The organism is Paenibacillus sp. IHB B 3415, assembly GCF_000802655.2.
Taxonomy (GTDB): Bacteria; Bacillota; Bacilli; order Paenibacillales; family Paenibacillaceae; genus Paenibacillus_AQ; species Paenibacillus_AQ phytohabitans.
This window is the reverse complement of the sequence record NZ_JUEI01000015.1, coordinates 1-23,713: the sequence shown is the minus strand read 5'-3', so window position 1 is coordinate 23,713 and position 23,713 is coordinate 1. Positions and strand designations below refer to the sequence as shown.

The following is a 23,713-nucleotide window of genomic DNA, read 5'->3' as shown; positions in this document are numbered from 1 at the left end:
CTTATCCTTCTATTTCCCGCCGAACGGTACCGTCCTTTAAAAGGACGCCAAAGCCATGTCCACTTGTTATCTTGTTCGTGAGGCACCGTACATTTCGGCCATGGCATCCAGCAATCTGTTAACATCCTCTTCTGTCGAGCTTACACCAACACTCGCCCTCACCGCTCCACTCTCCAAAGTGTCTGCGGCTTTATGAGCGAGCGGCGTACAATGCATGCCTGCACGCACTGCAATGTTATATTCACGGTCCAGGCGATGGGCAATATGCGCTGACTCTTGTCCCTCCACTACAAACGCGACAATTCCGCTGCGCTGAATGCCCAGGCCAGGGCCGAGAATCCGAATCCCCGGAATGAAGGCCAAGCCTTCCATCAGCCTCTGTGTCAGCTCCCATTCCTGCATATGAATCCGTTCCGTTCCCATGGCCAGTATTTCCTTCACACCCGCCAGCAGCCCGGCTACACCAACAGCGTTCTGAGTGCCCGCTTCATAGCGGTCAGGCCGCACCATGGGCTGATCACTATTTTCCGACTGGCTGCCTGTTCCGCCGTGCATCAGAGGCTCCAGATCTAAGTGTGGCGATATATACAGCCCACCGGTCCCTTGAGGTCCTAACAACCCTTTATGCCCCGGAAAAGCCAGCAGATCGATATTCATTTCCGGCACATTTATATCCAGTGAGCCCGCACTCTGAGCAGCATCCACCAGAAACACAGCTCCGTGTGATTTGGCCATATCGCCGATAATCCCAAGAGGAAGTATGCTCCCGAGCAGATTGGAACTGTGATTACAAACCACCATTCTGGTATTGTGGCGGAATGATTTTTGAAGTTCTAGCAGATCAACCTGCCCCGCACCATCCACCTGTAAATAATCTACTTCAATACCTATTGTCCGGCGCAAATACTCTAAGGGTCTGCGTACAGAGTTATGTTCTGTCATCGTTGAAATCACATGATCCCCTGGTTGAAGTGTACCCTTAATAGCCATATTTAGCCCCATGGTTGTGTTATGGGTAAAGGCAATATTCTGAGCATTGGAGACAGCGAACAGTTGAGCCAGCAAAGCCCGTGCCCGCACCAGCACGCGCCCTGTACCTATCGCCAGCGAGTGGTTACCACGTCCGGCATTTGCCCCTGAATGTTCCAGAGCATCCATCATTGCAGCAGCCACAGCAGGCGGCTTAGGCCACGAGGTTGCTGCATGATCCAGATAAACCAGTCTCTCCATCTCTTCACCCTCACTATTTTCCGTTTAAAAAACATATCCCTCCATATCCGTTTTAGGGATATCTCAGGATATGTTTTCGGCACAAATATCCAAATCAGTTCCCGAGCAACTCCAGCAGTCTTTCCAGGTCTTGGGCACTGTAATAATTTAATTCTATTTTTCCTTTTTCCTTACCTTGCTTAATCTTAACGGTTGTTTTGAACCGTTCCCGCAATACTTCCTCAACGTTATCAATATAAGGATCGCGTTTGACCACCTTAGCTTTGATTCCATTAGTAGGTTTGCGGTCGAGATTTTTCACTACCTCTTCCAATTCTCTTACACTCCACTGCTGTTCCACACACTGCCCGGCTAATTGCTTTATCGTCTCCGGATCTTTTAGCGCTACAATTGCCCGGGCATGGCCCATAGAAATTGTTCCACGTGAAACATAATCCTTCACTTCCTCCGGCAGACTAAGCAGCCGCAGGAAGTTAGCTATATGGGATCTGGACTTCCCCACCTTGAGTGATAGCTCTTCTTGGGTAAGAGCGAATTGATCCATTAGCCCTTGATATGCAACCGCAATTTCCATTGCATTTAGATTCTCACGCTGCAGGTTTTCGATCAGGGCAATCTCCATAACCTGCTGATCGCTCAAGCTGCGGACCACCGCAGGGATCGTTGCTTTGCCGCAATATTGGGATGCACGGAACCGGCGTTCACCGGCAATGATCTCATACCCCTTCAATACACTGCGGACAATGATTGGCTGAATGACCCCGTGCTGTCTGATAGATTCAGCCAGCTCCTGAATAGCCTCTTCGTTGAAATCTTTACGCGGCTGATACGGATTGGCTCTTAACTGAGACAAGGGTATTTCTACAACCTTGTCATCCTCGTTAATGGATAAAGAAGGTATCAAAGCATCCAAGCCTTTGCCTAGGCGCTTACTCATAAGAAATCACTTCCTTTGCCAACTCTAAATACACTTCCGCTCCTTTGGAACGGGAATCATAAGTAATAATGGATTGTCCGTGTGAAGGAGCTTCACTCAGACGGACATTACGCGGAATAATGGTTCTATATACCTTCTCCTGGAAGTACTTTTTCACTTCTTCAATCACCTGAATCCCCAGATTGGTCCGGGCATCAAGCATAGTGAGCAGTACCCCCTCTATCTTAAGGTGAGGGTTAAGATTCTTCTGTACCAGTCTTACAGTGTTAAGCAGTTGGCTTAGCCCTTCAAGCGCGTAGTATTCACATTGAATCGGAATAATGACTGAATCCGCTGCCGTCAGAGAATTAATGGTAAGAATACCCAATGACGGAGGACAATCGATGATGATGTAATCATAATTCGCCTTGACCGCATTTAGAGCCTTCTTCAGCTTTAGTTCTCTGGATATGGTAGAGACCAATTCAATTTCTGCACCCGCTAATTGAATAGTCGCCGGTATGATATGAAGGCCTTCGATTTGGGTCTCCAATATCGTTTCCTGCGGGTTTACTTCATTAATAAGAATATCATAAATGCAATTTGCTACATCCGCTTTGTTGACGCCAACGCCGCTCGTAGTGTTGCCTTGCGGATCAATATCAACAAGCAGAACTCTTTTCCCTAAAGTAGCCATGCCGGCACCCAGGTTTACAGAGGTTGTTGTTTTACCGACCCCGCCTTTTTGATTTGCTATGGCAATAATCTTGGACACTTATTTCACCTCGAATTGTTAGAAAGAATCATCTTGTAAGGTCATGAGTTGTATTGGCATAATGATTTGTATACTACGGCATCACATGTGCGGGAAGTGTAGACAAATATATATTAACTTATCCATAAAGTGTATGTGTGATAACGTCTGGAGCTAGTCATAGAAAAGGCGGCCAATCACCTCAGGGCCGCCTTCAGCTTTTGAAACCATTTATCTTTTTGGGATTTGAATAACAATCTCATAATGATCGCCACGGTCATTCTCAGAGGTCTTGATTTCCATCCCCGAACCGGACACCATGTCTATGGATTGGCGAATTGTATTAAGGGCGAGACGAACATCTTTTGTATAGGATACCCGTTTTGATTTTTTAGTCTGTGTAACGGCTTTATAAAATGCAATACGTGCTTCTGTTTGCTTCACATTGAGCTCTTTGGAGATAATCTCAGCCAGCACCTTCATCTGCATCTCTTCACTGTCCAGAGACAAAAGCGAACGCGCATGACGCTCAGTGATCTTTCTTTCCATTAGTGCAACTTTGACTGCCTCCGGTAAATTCAGCAAGCGGATTTTGTTGGCAATCGTTGACTGGCTTTTACCAAGCCTTTGGGCCAGACTCTCTTGCGTCAATTGATGCAGATCAATCAGCTTCTGATAGGCGATTGCCTCTTCGATAGAAGTAAGACCCTCACGCTGCAAATTCTCTATCAGTGCAATTGAAGCTGCTTGTGAATCATTGAATTCGCGTACAAGAGCTGGAATAGTCTCCATGCCCAGCTTTTTGACCGCCCGCCAGCGTCTTTCACCGGCAATGATTTCATACTGGGAATCACGCATACGCACAACGATCGGCTGGATAACTCCATGAGTTTTGATAGTCTGGCATAGCTCATCTATCTTGTCATCATCAAAAATCGTCCGTGGTTGATATGGACTGCTGATGACCTCATGAACCGGGATTTGTTTGATCTCTTCTCCGCTGCTCCGCTCGGTAAATCCAAAAAGCTTGGTGAATTGTTCTTTCATTCCGTTCATAACCACCTAATTTCGTTATAGTACGATCCTTCTAACCTTTCTTCCGAAAAGCCTATCGTACAGCGTGAGAAAAGCATCTATCCTATTCATAGTCGCTTTCCCTACAATTAAAGAATGAATCAGATCGCTGATCAGCTCTTTAATTCAAGAACAGCCTGGCCATATTTCTGACCTGCAGTTCTCTGCAACCAGGGTAGTAACAGAGTAGCTGAAGAGTCTTCTCTATAAAAAGTCTTACTATAGTATTCTATCACTTTTCTGCTCATAATCCTATTCTCCATATAGACCTATTTTTCCTGCCTAAAGGTCCCCCCGGGTCCCCTTATTCACAAATAAACTCAATATGGGCCAGTATTGAGGTAATATGTTATGACACTGGTGAAAATGCCGTTGATGCTGGGACTTATACCGCAAATCTCATTAAAAAAGATCAAGCCCATTCTGCATGAGCTTGATCTGGTTTCGTAAATATGATTTTGATTGTTTCACGTGAAACAATTATACAAGGGGCGACTTCGCAGGCACGCCTGGCTTACGCGGATACTTCGCTGGTGTTGCCCCAGTCTTACGTACGAGAATAATATGCCGGGCGGATTCTTCAACAGGCAAGCTGAAGGATTCCACCTTCTGCAACTCAGCGCGAAGTTCCTTGAAGCTGTGTCTGGCTTCTGCCAATTCCTCAGCCGGGTCGCTTCCCTTCATTGCGGCGAAGATTCCATCCTTACGTGTGAACGGAAGACAAAATTCATTCAAAAGAGATAGGCGGGCAACTGCACGGGCAGTCACCACATCATAAGCATCACGGTGGACAAACTGTCTTGCGACATCCTCGGCACGTCCGTGGATCAGTTGTACGCCCGTCAGGCCCAGGGTGTCACATACATGCTGCAGAAAAGAGATCCGTTTGCTGAGTGAGTCTACAATCGTCAGCTTCAGATGCGGGAAACAAATCTTCAGTGGAATTCCAGGAAACCCTGCACCCGATCCGATATCAGCAAGACTCTTGGTTTCATCCATATTCAGATAGAAAGCCAGAGATAGGGAGTCGTAGAAATGCTTCGTATACACCTGACTTCTTTCCGTAATACCAGTAAGGTTCATCTTCTCATTCCAGGAAATCAATTCCTGGAAGTATAGTTCGAATTGTTCTAATTGCTTCGTTGAGAGCTGTAGTCCGCGCTCCTTGAGCAGAGCGGTGAACTGGGCTGCCGTATTATCCATAGATTATCCTTTCGCCGCTGTCACACGGTTATAATGCTCCAAATGTACCAGCAAAATCGAGATATCCGCCGGTGTTACTCCTCCGATGCGTGAAGCCTGGCCAATGGAGATGGGTGCGATTTTGGTCAGCTTTTGCCGGGCTTCCATCGCAAGTCCATGAATCTCATTGTAGTTGATATCTTCAGGAATCTTCTTCTTCTCCATCTTCTGCAGCTTCTCAACATGCTGGAGCTGTTTCTCAATATATCCGGCATACTTTATCTGAATCTCAACCTGCTCCTTCATCTCTTCGTCCAGTTCTTCTGGGGCAGGCGATATCATATCTACGAAGCTGTAGGTAAGCTCCGGACGGCGCATTAAGGTCAGCAGATTGCTTCCGTCAACAATCGGTGCAGAGTCATATCCGGCAAGAGCTTCATTTACTTGAACAGGTTTAACCTTCGTTTCCTGCAGGCGGATGATTTCACGGTCCACCCGTCCTTTTTTATCAAGGAATGCCTCATAACGTTGCTCTGGAATAAGTCCGATCTCATAACCGATTGGAGTCAGGCGCAGATCCGCATTATCATGACGGAGCAGCAGCCGGTATTCCGCACGCGAAGTCAGCAGACGATAAGGTTCATTGGTTCCCTTGGTGACCAGATCATCAATCAGCACACCGATATAACCTTGGGACCGGTCAAGCACCACCGGCTCCTTCTCCTGTACTTTACGCGCTGCGTTAATGCCTGCAATTACACCCTGCCCTGCAGCTTCCTCATAACCGGAGGTACCGTTGATTTGTCCGGCTGTGAACAGTCCCGGCAACCGTTTGGTTTCAAGGGAAGGCCAGAGCTGTGTTGGAACCATCGCATCATATTCAATGGCATAACCGTTACGCATCATTTCAACCTTTTCCATGCCGGGAATGGAACGCAGCACTGCCAGTTGTACATCCTCAGGGAGGCTTGTAGACAGACCTTGTACATAGTATTCCGATGTGTTTTTACCTTCAGGCTCAAGGAAGATTTGATGCTGTGATTTATCGCTGAACCGCACGACCTTATCTTCGATCGATGGACAATAGCGAGGACCTGTTCCTTCAATAATTCCGGTAAACATTGGTGCCCGGTGCAGGTTGTCATTAATAATCTGATGTGTGACCGGTGAAGTGTAAGTCAGCCAGCAAGGCAGCTGTTCATTATCTGATGACTTGGTTTCAAAAGAGAAGAATTTCGGCTTATCGTCGCCCGGCTGAATTTCTGTCTTGGAGAAATCAATCGTATCCTTATGCACACGCGGCGGTGTTCCTGTCTTAAAGCGGACAAGATCAAACCCAAGCTCACGCAAATTCTCCGACAACCGTACGGACGGCTGCTGATTGTTTGGTCCGCTCTCATAAGTCAGTTCACCCATAATCACTTTGCCGCGCAGATAGGTTCCTGTCGTCAGAATAACAGTTTTGCTGTGATATACGGTTCCGGTCTTCGTAATTACCCCGGCGCAGCGGCCGTCCTCAACAACCAGTTCTTCCACCATACCCTGGCGCAGGGTCAGGTTAGGCGTCTTTTCCATCGTTTCCTTCATCGCATGCTGATAGAGGAACTTGTCCGCCTGTGCACGAAGTGCATGGACAGCAGGTCCTTTCCCGGTATTAAGCATCCGCAGCTGAATGAAAGTCTTATCTATATTGCGGCCCATTTCCCCGCCCAGCGCATCAATTTCACGCACTACATGGCCCTTGGCGGGTCCGCCAATGGATGGATTACATGGCATGAAGGCCACCATATCCAGGTTAATCGTGATCATCAGTGTGCGGCAGCCCATCCGTGCAGCAGCCAGAGCTGCTTCACAGCCGGCATGTCCGGCGCCAATGACGACAACATCATAGCTGCCTCCATCATAATTCATAACTATTCCCTCCTTTTATTTACCTAAGCAGAACTGCGAGAAAATCTGATCCAGCAGAGAATCCGCAGCCGTATCACCAACGATCTCACCAAGCTGCTCCCAGGCCAGACGCACATCAATCTGTATCATATCTATAGGAATAAGCATCTCCGCAGCTTCGTAGGCATCCTGAAGTGATTTATGCGCCTTCTTCAGCAGGGCAATATGTCTTACATTACTTACGTAAGTCAAGTCACCCGACTCCAGCTTGCCGCCGAAAAAGAGTGCCGAGATCGCCTCTTCCAGTTTATCAAGTCCTTCCTCTTCCAGAACCGACATCGGTACAATGCTCGATTCGTCGAAAAAGGAGCGCAGCTTATCCGTGTCCAGACGGGACGGTAAGTCCATTTTATTCATGATGACCAAGGCTTGTCTACCGTGGATTTGTTCCATAAGTGCCAGTTCATCCTCATGCAGCTCATCATTGGCATTCAGCACCAGCAGAATCAGGTCCGCATCGCTAAAAGCCGCCTTCGAACGTTCCACCCCTATTTTCTCTACCACATCCATCGTTTCACGGATACCGGCAGTGTCCAGCAGCTTCAGCGGGATATTATTAATCGTTACATACTCTTCTATTACATCACGCGTTGTCCCCGGAATATCGGTTACAATCGCTTTGTTGTCGCGGGCAAGCGCGTTAAGCAGGGAGGACTTGCCAACATTGGGCCGGCCCACAATTGCTGTTGTGATCCCTTCGCGCAGAATCTTTCCTTCATTAGCTGTTCGGAGCAGCTTATTAATGCCCTCCATAACCTCTTGGCTCTTGTCCTTGATGAAATCGGCAGTTAAGGATTCCACATCATGTTCCGGATAATCAATATTAACTTCAATATGGGCCAGCATCTCGATTAGGGTGTGCCGAAGCTCATGAATCCGTGCGGATAATGAACCGCTAACCTGCTTGAGCGCAACCGAGAATGCCCGGTCTGACTTGGAACGAATCAGATCGATTACAGCTTCCGCCTGGGAAAGATCAATCCGCCCGCCCAGAAAAGCACGTTTGGTGAATTCCCCCGGCTCAGCCAGCCGGATATCCTGCTGCAGCAGCAGGTCCATCACTCTTCTTACAGAGATTACGCCGCCATGGGCACTGATCTCCACTACATCTTCTGTTGTAAAAGAACGCGGTCCCTTCATGACCGTCACCAGCACTTCTTCCATCCGCTCCCCATCCAGCGGACTTACAATATGTCCATAATGCACAGTATGGGATTCAGCTTCCGTAAGGGGGATGCGGCTTTGGAACAATGGAGCAACCTGGCTGATAGCCTGCGGTCCGCTAACCCGGATGATGGCAATTCCGCCCTCGCCCAGAGCCGTCGATACAGCAGCAATAGTGTCACTAAGCATGTTGTTATTCACCTCTGCATTGATCTTTTCTTATTTGTCTCTTCAAGTGGAAACGGTTAAGCCGTCCTTCAAAGGACGGCATCCGTTTCAGCGCGAAATATAAGGGTAATATATTGCGCGAACCATATAAATTCTTATATTTCAAAAAAACAATGACTCCTCGCATAGGTCAAGGAGTCATTGCGGCATATAGATCTACTTCAATGTTATAACGACGCGGCGGTTCGGTTCTTCACCCTTGCTAAGCGTGTTTACCTGCCGGTGATCTTGTAATCTGGAATGAATAATCTTGCGTTCCTGCGGGGACATGGGTTCCAGTACGACCTCTTTACGGGTCCGGACTACACGTCCCGCGAGCCGATCCGCCAATTCCTCAAGCGTCTTCTTGCGGCGTTCACGGAAGTTCTCCGCATCCAGCACAAGGCGGATGAAGCTGTCGGAATAGCGGTTGGCAACAATATTAGCCAAATACTGCAGAGCATCGAGAGTTTGTCCTCTTCTGCCGATCAGCAGCCCGAGATCCGGGCCGGATATTTGCAGAACAGTTGATTCCTTGGTATGAACGATTTCAACTTCCACCTCGAGCCCCATGCTCTTGGCGACATCCACAATGAAATGAACGGCCTGTTGGTAAGCTTCCTCCACCGGTTGTCCGGAATCCTGGCGCGGTACGCCGCTGATCGCCTCTGGTTTGCTCTCTCTTGTTGACTGCTGAGACAGTAGCGGAGCACTCGCCGCTGATGCCGGTGCGGCTTCAGAGATCAAGGTCAATTCTACCTTGGCTCCCTTCGCACCGATCAATCCAAGGAATCCTTTTGACGGCTGTTCAAGTACGTTGACCGTTACCCGGTCCTTCTGAACTCCAAGCTGGTTAAGTCCCCGTTCTACAGCTTCTTCAATGGTTTTCCCTGTCGCGACGACTTTGCTCATTTTGACTTTTTGACCCCCTTCTTACCTTTGCTGCTATTGCCTCTTGCAGCAGGAGTAACATCTTTGTGGGCGTTATTGTTGCTGTTCTTGCTCTTCGTCAAATTCACTTCTTTGGCTTTGCCGTTACCTGCAGTAGCGGTAGCGGTGGCACTGGCAGCTGCAATAGCCGCTTTATGTTTATCATTGTTGCGGTACAAGAAGTAGTTCTGAATAATGGTGTACAGATTACTATAGAACCAGTACAGCGGAAGCGCGGACGGGAAGTTGTAGGACATGATGAAAATCAGAACCGGGTATACCATCATCATGAACTGCATTGGACCCTGCTGTTGTACCGGGTTCATTTTGGTCATCATACGGGTCTGAATGAATGTTGTAGCAGCGGCAAGAAGCGGCAGAATGAACAGATGATCGGGCTTGCCGAGCTGCAGCCACAGGAAGTCATGCAATCTAAGATCCGGGTTGTAATAGATCGAGTTGTACAGGGCGATGAAGATCGGCATCTGCACGATCAGCGGCAGACAGCCTGCCATCGGATTTACCTTGTTCTCCTGGAACAGGCGCATCGTTTCCTGCTGTACCTTTTCGGGCTCATCTTTATATTTTTTCTTAATCTTCTCAAGTTCCGGTTGGATGGCCTGCATCGCACGTGAACTCTTAACCTGTTTCATGGTAAGCGGCAAAATTAACGTACGCACAATGATAACCATTACAAGTACGGCTAATCCGTACTGGCCATTAAACCACTTCGCGAAAGTATCCAGTGCAATGGCGAAATAATAAACGACATTACTTTGCCAGAAGCCTCCATTTTTCAAATCCTCCGTAGTGTGCGTCACTGTTGCCGCAGACGGAGAGCATCCCGACAGAACAGCGATCATTAGAACCATTAACCCGAGGAGAAGAAACATTTTTCCTCGCTTAGTCTTCATTAGAGACACTTCAAAACCCCTCTCATAAACATTCCATTGCACCGTAAATCATAACATAATTATGGATACAAATAAACAAGCCCCTGCTGGCCTGCTTAATTGCGCAAAGCCTTGAGCAGCTTGGCTTTGCGAAGCACATGCAGCACGCTTTTCTCGAGCTCGCCGTAATCCTTGGAAAGCGCTCCTTTTCTTACGATGAACACGATGTCCAGACCTCCGATAATTTCCGGCTCATGGTGGCGGACAATTTCCTTTACCAGCCGCCTCATCCGGTTGCGTACCACGGCGTTTCCAACCTTCTTGCTGACAGATATACCTACGCGGAAACGCTCCACCTCTTTTCTGGGAAACCAGTACACCACATATTGATGATTCGCAAATGACTTCCCATGGCGGTATACGCGGCTGAAGTCGGCACGGTTTCGTAATCGTAGACTTTTGTGCACGGGACTCTCCTATTCAAATACCGGATTTCGCGTAAGCTCCGGAATTTCATCTTCTAATTAGTATAGTCATTCAGGTGATGCCATAAACGGCATCCGTTTCAGCGGAAGGATGAGGCTCCTTCATGATGCAAAGCGTATACATTTTTATCTTTCAAAAAAAGCCCCGCAGTAGCGCTATCATCCTCTGCAGAGCCAAACTTTTATTGTTGCAGCTGCAGAATAACTGTGGTCCTCCCGCTCTGAGGAGATGCATCCAATTCTGCGCTATATATAGAAGGAAAAAATGCTCGGCATCCTCTTCCTTCCTTATATATCAAAAAAAAGCCCCGCAAAGTGCGGCTCTGTAGTGAAGCCTGATCCGTAACTTTTGCGGGGACCCCATGTAAAATAACCCCACAAAGTGGGGCTTTGCTTCGATGATTACTCAAATACTTTATGGGGACCGCATTGAATTCTCATCTTGTAAAAAAGGACCACCGCAGTGGTCCCTAAGTGGCCTAACTTACGCACTCAAAACTTTTCTGCCTTTCAAGCGGCGGGCTGCCAGCACTTTGCGGCCGTTTTTCGTGCTCATTCTTTTGCGGAAACCATGCACCTTTTTGCGTTTGCTCACATTCGGTCTGAACGTCGGTCTCATGTATTGCACCTCCCTTACAGGAACTTAATTACTGTCATATAAGCAGAAACGGACTAAGCCGTCCTTAGAGTAGGGACAGTATCTACAAGTATTATCAATTAAATTTGGAGACATATCCTCACAGAAAACACCTTTATATATTTAAACACATAATCAAGGCAAAAGTCAACCTTGTCCCCTTCCTCCCTCTTTTTTATTTCTCCACAGGTCTCTTCAGCAGCTCCGCCGCTATCCCCAGCCTGCTTAATCCCCATGAAGTTTCGCTTCTGCGTCTTATCCACAGTTCTTTTATTCGAAAAAGTAATCCACAGGACATTATAGTTATCCACCTGTGATCAAAAAAAATAGTCGACTGCTCACAACTGAGCACAACCTGTGTATAAAAATATCGAAGCCATGACGGAAACTGTCGAACGGTAAACAATTTATCAACAATATGTAGTGGTGTTCCTAAAAATTATACACAAGTGATTGAATTTGTGGATAAAATAGCGTGGCTCATTGAAAAACAAGGGGGGTTTTGCTATGATGGTATTACTTTTGAATGTGAATAGATTTGTTTGTTCTCTATATTATCAACAAGCTGTGGATAAAGTTGTGAACAAATCAAATTTATCCATATTTTTTTGTCTCTTGATATTGCATATTGGGGATAAGATTCAGCAACAACCCATTTTCTTCGACATTTCCACTTCATGGCTGATGCCACATTTGGAAGATTTAAAGGAGTGACAGTCTGTGGACAGCCATACTTCCGAATTATGGCAGCAAATTTTATCGATTATTCAAACCAAACTAAGCAAGCCGAGCTTTGACACCTGGTTTAAGGCTACCAAGGCCTTAACGTTTAGCCACCAGGCTCTTATTATCTCGGCGCCTACAACTTTTGCCGTAGAATGGCTGGAAAGTCGCTACACCAAACTGGTAGGAGCAACGGTTTATGAGGTCACCGGACAACAGGTTGACGTCAAATTTGTAATTGAAGAGAACAAACCCTCTGAGCCAATAGTTCAACAAATGGCGACCACTCCCGCAGTTTCACGCGAAGAAGCACAGACGCATTTGCTCAATCCCAAATACACTTTTGATACGTTCGTGATCGGTTCGGGCAACCGTTTTGCGCATGCAGCCTCACTGGCTGTAGCCGAAGCGCCCGCCAAAGCTTACAATCCTTTGTTTTTGTACGGAGGCGTGGGTCTCGGGAAGACTCACTTGATGCATGCCATCGGGCACTATGTGCTGGAGCATAACCCCAACAATAAGGTTATCTACATCTCGTCCGAGAAGTTTACGAATGAATTCATCAACTCCATCCGTGACAACCGCGGCGAAAGCTTCCGTAACAAATACCGCAGTGTTGACATTTTGCTGATTGACGATATTCAATTCCTGGCCGGCAAAGAGTCAACGCAGGAGGAATTTTTCCATACGTTCAATGCTCTTCATGAAGAACGCAAGCAAATTATCATCTCAAGCGACCGGCCTCCCAAGGAGATTCCCACGCTGGAAGAACGGCTGCGATCCCGGTTTGAATGGGGACTTATCACCGATATTCAGCCTCCGGATCTGGAGACACGGATTGCGATTCTCCGTAAGAAGGCCAAGGCGGAGAACCTGGATATCCCGAACGAAGCGATGATGTACATCGCTAATCAGATCGACACGAATATCCGCGAGCTGGAAGGTGCACTGATCCGCGTTGTAGCCTATTCATCACTGACTAATCAGGATGTGACTACGCATCTGGCAGCTGAAGCGCTGAAGGATATCATTCCCTCCAGCCGGCCGAAGATGATCACCATGAATGATATTCAGCAAAAAGTCGGCGAATACTACAATTTGCGCATGGAGGATTTCAAAGCGCGGAAACGCACGAAGGCTGTTGCTTTTCCAAGGCAGATTGCCATGTATCTCTCCCGTGAATTAACGGATTATTCGCTTCCCAAGATCGGTGAAGCCTTCGGAGGGCGCGATCATACGACAGTTATCCATGCCCATGAGAAGATTACGCAGCAATTAAAGGTGGACCAGGAGCTCTATAAAGTGGTAAATAATCTTGCGGAGAAAATTAAAAATCCTTCCTAAGAGGAACAAAGAGCCTATACACAATCTATACACATGTGGGTAGGCTTAATTTTATGCTGTTTAGCGACTTATCCACATAAACGGAGCCCCTACTACTAATACTATTAAATAACTATAATAATTCATCTTCTAAGAGCAGGTTTCAAAGAGGTCAAACGTACACCCATTTCCCAATTTTTCAGCTAGGAGTGAAATCATGAAAATCAGCATTCTCAAAAATGAACTCAACGAATCTATAGGCCATGTCTCCAAGGCGATCTCGAGCAGAACAACCATCCCTATTTTGACCGGAATAAAGCTTGAGGTTAGCCACCAGGGAGTAACATTGACGGCAAGCGACACGGATATCTCGATCCAATCCTTCATCCCTGCCGAGAATGACAGCCATACGATCGTAAAAGTGGAACAGCCCGGCAGCGTAGTGCTTCCAGCCAAGTTCTTTGTCGAGATCATCAAGAAGCTTCCCTCCAAAGAAATTCACATGGAAGTCAAAGAGGGCTTTCAAACCTATATCTCTTCCGGATCTACGGAGATTCAGATTGTTGGCCTGGACCCTGAAGAATTCCCTGTTCTGCCAAGCATTGAGGAGAATGAAACCATCTCAATGCCAGGCGATTTGCTGAAGAATATGATTAAACAAACCGCGTTCTCCATCTCTACCCAAGAGACAACACCAATTCTGACGGGTATTCTCTGGAATCTTGCCGATAACGAGTTCAAGTTCACGGCTACCGACCGCCACCGTCTGGCAACAAGAGCAGCACATCTGGAAGGTACAGAGAATGTTCAGTTTGCGAATATTGTTATTGCCGGCAAAACGCTGAACGAGCTCAGCAAAATTATTCCCGATCAGAATATGCTGGTGGATATTGTCGTTGCGGATAACCAGGTCCTCTTCAAAATCGACAAAGTGCTGTTCTATTCGCGGATCCTGGACGGAATTTATCCGGATACTTCTAGAATTATTCCAACCACCTACAAAACAGAACTAACTCTTGATACAAAAAAACTCAGCGAATCGATTGACCGCGCTTATTTGCTATCCCGTGAAGAAAAAACGAACATCGTCCGGATGCAGACTCTTGAGAATGGCGACGTAGAGATTTCTTCCAGCTCATCAGAGCTGGGTAAGGTCCGGGAAGAACTTGAAGTAATTGATTTCAAAGGTGAGCCTTTGCGGATCTCCTTCAACTCCAAATATATGCTCGATGTGCTGAAGGTTGTGGAGAGTGAGCAGCTCGTGATTGCCTTCACCGGCATGATGAGTCCGATTATTCTCAGACCGCTCGACGAGAGCCGCAGCCTGTACGTCATTCTGCCTTACCGCACAACCAATTAATGCCCTGTCCATGGCCTGTGGATAAGTGGTGGAAAGGACAAAAAAGATGAAAAAAATAGTTATCCACAGTGGATATATCAAGCTGGACCAGTTTTTGAAGCTGGCGGATTGTGTATCCACAGGTGGTATGGCCAAAGCGCTGCTGCAGGAAGGGCACGTACAAGTGAACGGGGAGAAAGAAGAACGGCGTGGCAGAAAGCTCTACCCGGGTGATAAGATAGAGGTACAGGATAACGGCGTATTCGAGGTTGAAGGCGGCGGAGTCAAAGAGTAGTACACCCAAGGAGGCACAGGGTCTTGTTTGTCAAAAATATCGGTCTGCAGTATTACCGCAACTATGGGCTGCTGCGTCTGGAGAGCCTGGGTGATGTGAACCTCATTCTCGGTCAGAACGCCCAAGGCAAAACAAATCTCATGGAGGCTTTGTTCGTCCTGGCGATGACCAAAAGCCACCGTACCTCCAAGGACAAGGAACTCATATCCTTCGATGCTCCTGCAGGTTCCGCACAGATTGTGGCCGAAGTGGAGCGCAAATACGGTGATCTTAAGCTGGAGCTTACCCTGTCACCCCAAGGCAAAAAAGCCAGAATTAACGGACTGGAGCAGCGCCGGCTTAGTGAATTCGTAGGTTCACTGAATGTGGTGATGTTTGCTCCGGAGGATCTCGAGATTGTCAAAGGCACCCCGGGCATCAGGCGCCGGTTCCTTGACATGGAGATTGGCCAGGTCCAGCCCAGCTACCTGTTTCATCTGCAGCAATACCAGAAGGTGCTGCTCCAAAGAGGGAATCTGCTGAAGCAGCTATGGGGAAAAGAAGCTGCCGGCAAGGAGCTTCTGGAGATATGGGATGCGCAACTTATAGAGCATGGTGTTAAAATCGTCAAAAAAAGGAAACAATTCATAAAGAAGCTGCAGATATGGGCAGAAAGCATCCATCGCGGCATTACAAACGGCGGAGAAGAGCTCAAACTGCTCTATGTCCCCTCTTTCGGTGAGCGCGAAGAGGAAGATGAAGCTGTCTTATTGGACAAATTTATGTTAAAGTTATCACAAACAAGAGATCAGGAAATCAGGCGCGGCATGACGCTGACGGGTCCCCATAGGGATGACCTGTCCTTTTTTATCAACGGAAGAGAAGCTCAGGTCTACGGTTCCCAGGGACAGCAACGTACGGCAGCTTTATCGCTCAAGCTGGCGGAAATTGAACTGATCCATGAGGAGATCGGAGAGTATCCTGTGCTGCTTCTTGATGATGTTTTGTCCGAACTTGATCCTTATCGTCAGACCCAGCTTATCGAAACATTTCAAAGCAAGGTACAGACCTTCATTACCGCCACCGGTGTGGAGGGACTGAATGCCGATAAATTAAAAGGCGCAAGCCTGTATCATGTGCACGGCGGCACAGTGGAGCTATAAAGAGCGGAGGAAGACCATGTATATTCATTTGGGCGGAGAGAAAATTATTCGATCCTCAGAGTTAATTGCTATATTTGATATATCGATTGAGAAGTCCTCCAAGGTGTCGAAGCAATTTATGACTCATTCCCAGCAGGATAAGAAGCTGGAGCGCATTGGTGAAGAGGAAGCGAAGTCTATTGTCGTCACCAAGAATACTGTCTACTACTCCCCTATCTCCTCCTCCACTCTCAAAAAAAGAGCCAAAATCTTGTTAGAAATATAATGTTTCGGTAGTTACAGGAGATAATCTGAAAGAAGTAGGTGAAGGCATGTCAATGAATCAACCGACATATGATGAGAGCCAGATTCAGGTACTGGAAGGGCTGGAAGCGGTTCGGAAACGTCCCGGCATGTACATTGGCTCCACTAGCGCCAAAGGTCTGCATCATTTGGTCTGGGAGGTTGTCGATAATAGTATCGATGAGGCGCTGGCAGGTTTTTGCGACCGGATTCAAGTGAAAATTCATGAAGATAACAGTGTGACTGTTATTGATAACGGCCGGGGGATACCTGTCGGCGAGAACGTAAAGCTGAAGAAATCCACGCTTGAAGTCGTTATGACTGTCCTGCATGCAGGCGGTAAATTTGGCGGCGGGGGTTACAAGGTTTCCGGCGGTCTTCACGGTGTGGGGATCTCGGTAGTTAACGCACTGTCCGAGAAGGTAGTTGTAACGGTCAAACGTGACGGACATGTCTACCAGCAGGAATACAGACGCGGTGCGCCGCAATATGATATCAAGGTAATCGGCGATACCGAGGAGACAGGGACAACAACAACCTTCCATCCGGATCCCGAGATTTTTACCGAGACTACTACTTTTGAATATGCAACTCTGCTTACCCGGGTCCGCGAGCTTGCCTTCCTGAACAAGGGCATTGAGCTTTCTTTGCTGGATGAACGGACCGGAGTCAGTAATACATTTAAGTATGATGGTGGTATTGTAGAGTATGTGAAATATCTTAACGAGAAAAAAGAAGCCATGCATGAGGACCCGATCTACGTGGAAGGCTCACGGGATATGATCGCCGTTGAAGTGGCTCTCCAATATAACGATTCTTATACAGAGAACATCTATTCCTTCGCTAACAATATCAATACCCATGAGGGCGGAACGCATGAATCCGGCTTCAAGAGTGCCTTAACGCGGATTATCAATGACTATGCCCGCAAGGCAGGCGTGATCAAGGATAGCAGCCAGAACCTGACCGGAGACGATGTCCGTGAAGGCCTGACGGCGATTATTTCCGTCAAAATTCCTGAGCCGCAGTTCGAAGGCCAGACTAAGACCAAGCTGGGGAACAGTGAGGTCCGCGGGATCGTCGAATCTCTGTTCGGTGAGAAGCTGCAGGAATTCCTGGAAGAGAACCCGGCTGTCTCCCGCAAGGTGCTGGAGAAGTCGCTGCAGGCTTCCCGTGCCCGTGAAGCGGCCCGCAAGGCCCGTGAGCTGACCCGCCGTAAGAGTGCCCTTGAAGTCAGTGCCCTCCCGGGCAAGCTGGCTGACTGCTCCTCCAAGGATGCGTCAATCAGTGAGCTGTACATCGTCGAAGGTGACTCTGCGGGCGGATCGGCCAAGCAAGGCCGTGACCGTCATTTCCAGGCGATCCTGCCGCTGCGCGGTAAGATTCTGAACGTAGAAAAAGCCCGGCTCGACCGGATCTTGTCCAATGCAGAAATCCGGGCGATTATTACCGCTCTCGGAACTAGCATCAGCGATGATTTTGATCTGTCCAAGGCACGTTACCACAAGGTTGTAATTATGACTGATGCGGATGTCGACGGTGCCCACATCAGAACCTTGCTGTTGACCTTCTTCTACCGCTACATGCGGAAGCTGGTCGATGCCGGATATATCTATATTGCCCAGCCGCCGCTGTTCAAGATTGAACGCAACAAAGTCATCCGCTATGCGCAGACCGAGAAGGAACGCGATGAGATCATTGCCGGCTTTGGTGAGAACGTCAAAGTAAACGTTCAGCGCTACAAAGGTCTGGGTGAGATGAATGCCGCACAGCTATGGGATACTACAATGGATCCTGAGAGCCGCACGATGCTGCAGGTAACGATTGAGGATGCGATGCTGGCTGACAGCATTTTCGATACACTGATGGGTGATAACGTAGAGCCGCGCCGTGAATTCATTCAGGAGCATGCTCAATCCGTCAAAAATCTCGATATTTAAATGCAAGCTGTATAACGAACCTCCGGTCCTCCCTTACAGGAGGACCGGAGGTTTTTTAATGCAGGCAGAGAGTTTTTGGCGTAACTTTAATGCTTGAGTGTTCGTCTGCGGCGGTAGGTTGGCGACGGGCGGGTGCGCTTCAAACGTCCATAGGCAACAGCATAGCGGTGGATTCGGCGGTAAATGGCTTTGTTCGGAAACATTTTGAAGACGATGATCGAAGGCAACGTATTAACTTCAAGCAGCCATAGATCATGATGCTGATCCATCGCCACATCCAGTCCGATTTCTTTGAGGCCCGGATAGGCAGTTTCCAGCTGGGACCCGATTCTGACTCCCAGTGATTTCAGCTGCTGGATGGTTGCCGTCATTTCTTCAGGCGTCATATGTTCTTTGAACAGGGCATCTACCGAAAAAATGCTGCCTCCGTTGTGATAGTTGGTGACCACCTTTTGCGGCGCAGCCACCCGCCCGAGCATGCCTGTAGTCTCCCAGGACCCCTGAAGATTCTTCTGGGTCAGTACCCGCAGGTCAAACGGCCGGTCCTGATGCTGAAGCAAATCAATGCCTTGCTGAACGAGATAAGAACGCCCCTTAATCCGTGGCAATAGGGCAGCATGAAGCTCTTCCGGTGTATTGAAGATTTCCGCATCCTTGGCGTATCTCAGAATATACATCAGCTTGGGTTCTGCTGGTGCTTCTGCTTCACATGTTAAAGGTTCTGTTTCCGGTTGGCTGAAATCCGGCTGCTGCTCGCTTGGGCTTAAATGAACTACCCGCTGTTCAGCTCTCATGACTCCGCTGCCGTAGGTGCCGCGGTCCGGTTTGATATATACCGTTCCGTACAGACCCAGCAGCTCTTTCAAATCTTCCAGGGCGTATTTACGTGTTTCCGGAATGAAGACCGAGAGCAGGCGGTTCTGAAGAATGACTTTCGTTTTTGCCCACTTGCTGGACACGCGCTGAATCCTCATTTTCTGCCTCCTTGGGTAGTTGTGCGGTTGCCGGTTTCGCCACAGATGAACGTATATCCGTTTGTTCATCTGTGGCGAATTTTCAGGACAATCTAACTAAACAATGTTATAATATAAGGATATGGGGTTATGCTTTTTTGGACGAAATCAGGGTCATAGAGCCATTCTTCTTGTCTTTACAGTCTATGTACTGAAGACACCAGCGGAAAGGGCGTATATCCTTATCCGTACTAAAAGAAAATCAATATAGAAGATAAAAGGCTATCATGTTTAATTGTGCTGCTTTTGTGAAAGTAATATAATAAAGGGTAGCGGTTTTTAACTGAAGGAGGTCCACCAACTCATGGCTGAACAAAATAACCCGCAAATCAGGGATCGGGACATTGGCGTGGAAATGCGCGAATCCTTTATGGATTACGCAATGAGCATCATTGTAAGCCGGGCTTTGCCGGATGTGCGGGACGGACTTAAGCCTGTTCACCGACGCATTTTGTTTGCGATGTCGGAACTTGGAATGTCCTCGGATAAACCTCACAAGAAATCAGCGAGAATCGTCGGTGAGGTTATCGGTAAGTATCACCCTCACGGTGACTCGGCGGTTTATGAAACAATGGTACGTATGGCACAGGATTTCTCCATGCGCTATATGCTCGTAGACGGCCACGGAAACTTCGGCTCTATCGACGGAGATATGGCAGCTGCGATGCGTTATACCGAAGCGAGGCTGTCCAAAATTGCGGGAGAAATGCTCCGCGATCTGAACAAAGAAACAGTTGATTTCGCTCCCAACTATGACGGTGAAGAGAATGAGCCTGTAGTATTGCCGGCGCGTTACCCTAACCTGCTTGTGAACGGGGTTTCGGGGATTGCGGTCGGTATGGCTACCAATATTCCTCCGCACAATCTGGGCGAGGTCATTGATGGTGTACAGGCAATGATCAAGAATCCTGAGATTACGCCTATGGAGCTTATGGAATATATTCAGGGCCCGGATTTCCCGACGGCCGGTTATATTTTGGGCCGCGAAGGCATCCGTCAGGCTTACCGCACAGGACGCGGATCGGTTACTATGCGTGCCAAAGCGACGATTGAAGAGAATAACGGTAAAGCGCGGATTATTGTGCACGAGCTTCCTTACCAGGTCAACAAAGCCAGACTGGTTGAGAAGATTGCTGAATTGGTGCGTGAGAAACGTATCGAAGGCATTACGGATCTGCGTGATGAATCTGACCGTAACGGAATGCGTGTAGTCGTTGAAATGAGACGTGATGTGAATCCTAGCGTCGTGCTCAACAACCTCTACAAACATACCTCCATGCAGTCTACCTTCGGGATCAACATGCTGGCTATTGTCAATAATGAACCGAAGATTCTGAACCTGCGTGATGTGCTGTATCATTATTTGCAGCATCAAATCGAAGTTATCCGCCGCCGGACCGTGTTTGACCTGAAGAAGGCGGAAGCCCGGGCGCATATTCTGGAAGGGCTGCGTGTTGCCCTCGATCATCTGGATGAGGTTATTGCTCTTATCCGTGCTTCACGGACAACAGATATTGCCCGTGAAGGCTTGATGGAGACCTTCAGTCTAAGCCTGGAGCAGGCTCAAGCGATCCTCGATATGCGGATGCAGCGCCTGACCGGTCTGGAACGTGAGAAGATCGAGAATGAATATAACGAATTGCTCGCCAAAATCACCGAATACAAGGAGATTCTGGCTAACGAGCATCTCGTACTGGAGATTATCAGCAATGAGCTGCAGGAGATTCGTGATAAGTACTCTGATGACCGCCGTACGGAAATTACGGTTGGGGAAGAGAGTATTCTCGATGAGGATCTGATTCCGCGTGAAGAGGTTGTAATCACGATTACACATACCGGTTACATCAAACGTCTTCCGGTCAGCACTTACCGCAGCCAGAAGCGCGGCGGCCGCGGGGTGATCGGGATGGACACCAAGGACCAGGACTTTGTGGAGCATCTCTTCGTGAGTAACTCCCACAATTACCTGATGTTCTTCACCGACAAGGGTAAAGTGTACCGGATTAAGGCTTATGAGATTCCGGAGCTCGGACGTACCGCCCGGGGAACGCCGATCATCAACCTGATTCAAATTGAGCAGGGCGAGAAGATTAGTGCGGTAATCCAGGTGGAGGAAGCGGACAGCGACAAATATCTGTTCTTCGCTACCCGCGAGGGAATTGTGAAGAAGACGCCTCTGGAAGACTACAACAACATCCGCAAGGGTGGTCTGATAGCGATCAATCTTCGTGAGGAAGATTCACTGATCGAAGTGAAGCTGACAGATGGAGAGCAGAATCTGATTATCGGTACGGCACGCGGAATGTCGATTACTTTCTCGGAGAGCGATGTTCGTTCCATGGGACGCAGTGCTACAGGGGTTAAAGGGATCACGCTGGATGACAATGACCATGTCATTGGTATGGACTGCGTAGATAAGGATCTTGAAGTGCTGATCGTAACAACCAAGGGTTATGGTAAACGGACGCCTGCCGGCGACTATCGTTCCCAGACGCGCGGAGGTAAAGGCATCAAGACCATTAACCTTACCGATAAGAACGGTCCGGTAGTCGGGCTGAAGGTTGTTAAGACTGATGAGGACCTGATGATTATCACGACCAGTGGTACCCTGATCCGGACCAGCATGGATGGAATTTCTACGATGGGCCGTTACGCACAGGGCGTTAAGCTGATTAACATCCGTGAGGATGATGCAGTGGCTACACTCTGCAGAGCGGATAAAGAGGAAGATGACCTGTCCGAGCAAGAGGACGGCGAAGAAATTCAAGGTACAGTAGTGGAAGGCGAAGTCAGCGAGCCTGAAGCGGGTACCGGTAATGAAGAGGATAATCTCGAATAATCCTTTGCAAAGAAAGCATGAGTTTCTGATTCATAGAAGCTCATGCTTTTTTTTAATTTTATAATGGGAATCCTCTATCTAGCCGCTTGCCGGGTTCCATACTATAATTAGAGAACTACAGGTGTCAGAGAAATAAAGGGGCTGAATTTATGCCAAACATATCCGTTGGAGAGATCAAGGCGGGATCAAAGATTATTAAGGATGTAATTACTCCTTTGGGAGGAGTGCTATTCGGTAAAGGCAAGATCATACTTCCGCGGGATATTGAGATTCTCCAAGCTTTTTTGATAGGACAAGTTGAAATTGAGGGAGTTCAGGGAGAGGACAAAGCCCCAGAAGTCTCCAAACCGCCAGCGAAGCAGCAGACCGCCAAAACAGGTGCGCTGATCAATGAGTCCGTACTAGCCAAAAGTAATTCTCCGCTTCATGATGAATATGAGAAAATGCTGGTGCTTATCAAGCAGAGCTATCGTGCAGCAACCGCAGCAGTACTTCCGATTTTTGAATTACGGAGCCAATTGGAGCTGCTGATCAGCCATTTGAAGGATTATCATGTCCTGAAGTTTGCACCGCGTGTTCTGTTTGACCAGGATTATAATTATCATAACGCTGTATTATCAGCCTTAACTTCATATAAGATTGCCCAGTGGTGCGGATATCCGCAAAAGGATTGGATGCAAGCTGCCTTTGCCGGCTTGCTTCATGATATAGGTAACATTAAGGTAGATGAGACTTTGCTGCACAAACCGACTCCCCTGACGGGCGCGGAGATAGAAGAAGTACGCAGGCACACCACTTATGGCTACCAGCTGCTTCGTAATGTTACAGCAATCAACGAAGGCGTCAGACTAGCCGCCCTGCAGCATCATGAGAAGATCGACGGTTCCGGTTATCCGCTTAAGCTGGAAGGCACCCAGATTCACTTCTATGCCAAGATTGTTGCAGTAGCCGATATCTTCCATGCCATGACGCTTGAAAAAGCCTACAGAAAGGCTCAGTCACCTTATCTGGTACTGGAGCAGATTCAGAAGGAGAGTTTCGGGAAGCTCGACCCGGTTATTGTACAAACCTTCATTCAAAAAACAACGGATCTGTATAATGGCACACGGATACGGCTCAGCGACGGGCGTCACGGAGAAATCATCTTCACGGATCGCACTAATCCCACAAGACCAATGGTGCAGGTAGAGGGCAAGATTGTGAATCTGGTCAATGAACGGGAGCTGCATATTCAGGAGATTATTGCTTAAGGGTAAGCGGGTATGATTAACAGAAGCTATGTCATTTGTGGCTGGCCGAGTCCGGGCGGTTATTAGGGGCATAGCTTTTATAATTGATTATAAAATAATGCTTGCAATGAATCTCTATTCATGATATATTCTATTTCTGGCCGCG

At 47.9% G+C, this 23,713-nt stretch carries 21 protein-coding genes; 8 read left to right on the top strand and 13 right to left on the bottom strand.

Annotation, left to right across the window (positions count from 1 at the left end):
• Positions 1–66: 66 nt before the first annotated feature.
• The 12 genes from QW71_RS07845 to QW71_RS40390 all read right to left on the bottom strand — a co-directional run bounded on the left by QW71_RS07845 (position 67) and on the right by QW71_RS40390 (position 11,658).
• Positions 67–1,230, bottom strand: coding sequence for an aminotransferase class V-fold PLP-dependent enzyme (locus QW71_RS07845; protein ID WP_039295790.1), 1,164 nt, complete (start codon positions 1,228–1,230; stop codon positions 67–69).
• Between the two features lie 94 nt (positions 1,231–1,324).
• A complete protein-coding gene (locus QW71_RS07840) occupies positions 1,325–2,167 on the bottom strand; it encodes a ParB/RepB/Spo0J family partition protein (RefSeq protein WP_039295787.1) in 843 nt (280 codons plus the stop codon).
• Entirely contained in the window at positions 2,160–2,921 is a 762-nt protein-coding gene (locus QW71_RS07835; RefSeq protein WP_039295784.1) for a ParA family protein, read from the bottom strand. The genes QW71_RS07840 and QW71_RS07835 overlap by 8 nt, the downstream gene beginning before the upstream one ends.
• A 210-nt stretch (positions 2,922–3,131) precedes the next feature.
• Positions 3,132–3,947, bottom strand: coding sequence for a nucleoid occlusion protein (gene noc / locus QW71_RS07830; RefSeq protein WP_039295780.1), 816 nt, complete (start codon positions 3,945–3,947; stop codon positions 3,132–3,134).
• A 507-nt stretch (positions 3,948–4,454) separates the two neighbouring features.
• Positions 4,455–5,177 carry a 16S rRNA (guanine(527)-N(7))-methyltransferase RsmG gene (gene rsmG, locus QW71_RS07825; RefSeq protein WP_039295777.1) on the bottom strand — a complete coding sequence of 241 codons (723 nt, stop codon included), beginning with the start codon at positions 5,175–5,177 and terminating at the stop codon, positions 4,455–4,457.
• A 3-nt stretch (positions 5,178–5,180) separates the two neighbouring features.
• Positions 5,181–7,067, bottom strand: a complete 1,887-nt coding sequence (mnmG, locus tag QW71_RS07820; protein ID WP_039295773.1) for a tRNA uridine-5-carboxymethylaminomethyl(34) synthesis enzyme MnmG — start codon at positions 7,065–7,067, stop codon at positions 5,181–5,183.
• Positions 7,068–7,082: 15 nt separating this feature from the next.
• On the bottom strand, positions 7,083–8,459 hold the full coding sequence (mnmE, locus tag QW71_RS07815; protein ID WP_039295770.1) for a tRNA uridine-5-carboxymethylaminomethyl(34) synthesis GTPase MnmE: 1,377 nt from the start codon (positions 8,457–8,459) through the stop codon (positions 7,083–7,085).
• Positions 8,460–8,654: 195 nt separating this feature from the next.
• Positions 8,655–9,389, bottom strand: coding sequence for an RNA-binding cell elongation regulator Jag/EloR (jag, locus tag QW71_RS07810; RefSeq protein WP_039295766.1), 735 nt, complete (start codon positions 9,387–9,389; stop codon positions 8,655–8,657).
• Positions 9,386–10,330: a YidC/Oxa1 family membrane protein insertase gene (locus QW71_RS07805; protein WP_047013682.1), complete on the bottom strand. Its 945-nt coding sequence runs from the start codon at positions 10,328–10,330 to the stop codon at positions 9,386–9,388. The genes jag and QW71_RS07805 overlap by 4 nt, the downstream gene beginning before the upstream one ends.
• Before the next feature lie 86 nt (positions 10,331–10,416).
• Entirely contained in the window at positions 10,417–10,767 is a 351-nt protein-coding gene (rnpA, locus tag QW71_RS07800) for a ribonuclease P protein component (protein WP_039295763.1), read from the bottom strand.
• Positions 10,768–11,269: 502 nt separating this feature from the next.
• Positions 11,270–11,404 carry a 50S ribosomal protein L34 gene (gene rpmH / locus QW71_RS07795; RefSeq protein WP_039295761.1) on the bottom strand — a complete coding sequence of 45 codons (135 nt, stop codon included), beginning with the start codon at positions 11,402–11,404 and terminating at the stop codon, positions 11,270–11,272.
• Between the two features lie 98 nt (positions 11,405–11,502).
• On the bottom strand, positions 11,503–11,658 hold the full coding sequence (locus QW71_RS40390; RefSeq protein ID WP_160311785.1) for a hypothetical protein: 156 nt from the start codon (positions 11,656–11,658) through the stop codon (positions 11,503–11,505).
• Positions 11,659–12,142: 484 nt separating this feature from the next.
• On the opposite strand from QW71_RS40390, the gene dnaA reads away from it, so the two are divergent.
• The 6 genes from dnaA (at position 12,143) to gyrB (ending at position 18,466) form a co-directional block, all read left to right on the top strand.
• Complete coding sequence (gene dnaA, locus QW71_RS07785) at positions 12,143–13,489, top strand: chromosomal replication initiator protein DnaA (RefSeq protein WP_039295750.1); 1,347 nt, start codon at positions 12,143–12,145, stop codon at positions 13,487–13,489.
• A 196-nt stretch (positions 13,490–13,685) separates the two neighbouring features.
• Positions 13,686–14,828, top strand: a complete 1,143-nt coding sequence (gene dnaN, locus QW71_RS07780; RefSeq protein ID WP_039295747.1) for a DNA polymerase III subunit beta — start codon at positions 13,686–13,688, stop codon at positions 14,826–14,828.
• Positions 14,829–14,874: 46 nt separating this feature from the next.
• Positions 14,875–15,102, top strand: coding sequence for a S4 domain-containing protein YaaA (yaaA, locus tag QW71_RS07775; RefSeq protein ID WP_039295744.1), 228 nt, complete (start codon positions 14,875–14,877; stop codon positions 15,100–15,102).
• A 23-nt stretch (positions 15,103–15,125) separates the two neighbouring features.
• Positions 15,126–16,244 carry a DNA replication/repair protein RecF gene (gene recF / locus QW71_RS07770; protein ID WP_039295741.1) on the top strand — a complete coding sequence of 373 codons (1,119 nt, stop codon included), beginning with the start codon at positions 15,126–15,128 and terminating at the stop codon, positions 16,242–16,244.
• A gap of 16 nt (positions 16,245–16,260) precedes the next feature.
• A complete protein-coding gene (gene remB / locus QW71_RS07765; RefSeq protein ID WP_039295738.1) occupies positions 16,261–16,509 on the top strand; it encodes an extracellular matrix regulator RemB in 249 nt (82 codons plus the stop codon).
• 46 nt (positions 16,510–16,555) lie between these two features.
• Entirely contained in the window at positions 16,556–18,466 is a 1,911-nt protein-coding gene (gyrB, locus tag QW71_RS07760; RefSeq protein ID WP_039295729.1) for a DNA topoisomerase (ATP-hydrolyzing) subunit B, read from the top strand.
• An 86-nt stretch (positions 18,467–18,552) separates the two neighbouring features.
• On the opposite strand, the gene QW71_RS07755 is transcribed toward gyrB, so the two are convergent.
• The gene (locus QW71_RS07755) at positions 18,553–19,440 is read right to left on the bottom strand and encodes a YheC/YheD family protein (protein ID WP_039295727.1); all 888 of its coding nucleotides are present in this window, start codon (positions 19,438–19,440) and stop codon (positions 18,553–18,555) included.
• Positions 19,441–19,783: 343 nt separating this feature from the next.
• On the opposite strand from QW71_RS07755, the gene gyrA reads away from it, so the two are divergent.
• The gene (gene gyrA, locus QW71_RS07750; RefSeq protein ID WP_039295724.1) at positions 19,784–22,318 is read left to right on the top strand and encodes a DNA gyrase subunit A; all 2,535 of its coding nucleotides are present in this window, start codon (positions 19,784–19,786) and stop codon (positions 22,316–22,318) included.
• Between the two features lie 149 nt (positions 22,319–22,467).
• Positions 22,468–23,568, top strand: a complete 1,101-nt coding sequence (locus QW71_RS07745; protein WP_039295721.1) for an HD-GYP domain-containing protein — start codon at positions 22,468–22,470, stop codon at positions 23,566–23,568.
• The last annotated feature ends 145 nt before the right edge of the window (positions 23,569–23,713 follow it).

Bases quoted from the DNA above. Each gene is read 5' to 3' on its own strand.
- yaaA (WP_039295744.1), top strand. From the start codon at position 14,875: ATGAAAAAAATAGTTATCCACAGTGGATATATCAAGCTGGACCAGTTT.
- QW71_RS07755 (WP_039295727.1), bottom strand. From the start codon at position 19,440: ATGAGGATTCAGCGCGTGTCCAGCAAGTGGGCAAAAACGAAAGTCATT.
- gyrB (WP_039295729.1), top strand. From the start codon at position 16,556: ATGTCAATGAATCAACCGACATATGATGAGAGCCAGATTCAGGTACTG.
- rsmG (WP_039295777.1), bottom strand. From the start codon at position 5,177: ATGGATAATACGGCAGCCCAGTTCACCGCTCTGCTCAAGGAGCGCGGA.
- QW71_RS07745 (WP_039295721.1), top strand. From the start codon at position 22,468: ATGCCAAACATATCCGTTGGAGAGATCAAGGCGGGATCAAAGATTATT.
- remB (WP_039295738.1), top strand. From the start codon at position 16,261: ATGTATATTCATTTGGGCGGAGAGAAAATTATTCGATCCTCAGAGTTA.
- mnmE (WP_039295770.1), bottom strand. From the start codon at position 8,459: ATGCTTAGTGACACTATTGCTGCTGTATCGACGGCTCTGGGCGAGGGC.
- QW71_RS07845 (WP_039295790.1), bottom strand. From the start codon at position 1,230: ATGGAGAGACTGGTTTATCTGGATCATGCAGCAACCTCGTGGCCTAAG.
- mnmG (WP_039295773.1), bottom strand. From the start codon at position 7,067: ATGAATTATGATGGAGGCAGCTATGATGTTGTCGTCATTGGCGCCGGA.
- gyrA (WP_039295724.1), top strand. From the start codon at position 19,784: ATGGCTGAACAAAATAACCCGCAAATCAGGGATCGGGACATTGGCGTG.
- QW71_RS07840 (WP_039295787.1), bottom strand. From the start codon at position 2,167: ATGAGTAAGCGCCTAGGCAAAGGCTTGGATGCTTTGATACCTTCTTTA.
- QW71_RS40390 (WP_160311785.1), bottom strand. From the start codon at position 11,658: ATGGGGATTAAGCAGGCTGGGGATAGCGGCGGAGCTGCTGAAGAGACC.
- jag (WP_039295766.1), bottom strand. From the start codon at position 9,389: ATGAGCAAAGTCGTCGCGACAGGGAAAACCATTGAAGAAGCTGTAGAA.
- rpmH (WP_039295761.1), bottom strand. From the start codon at position 11,404: ATGAGACCGACGTTCAGACCGAATGTGAGCAAACGCAAAAAGGTGCAT.
- dnaN (WP_039295747.1), top strand. From the start codon at position 13,686: ATGAAAATCAGCATTCTCAAAAATGAACTCAACGAATCTATAGGCCAT.
- noc (WP_039295780.1), bottom strand. From the start codon at position 3,947: ATGAAAGAACAATTCACCAAGCTTTTTGGATTTACCGAGCGGAGCAGC.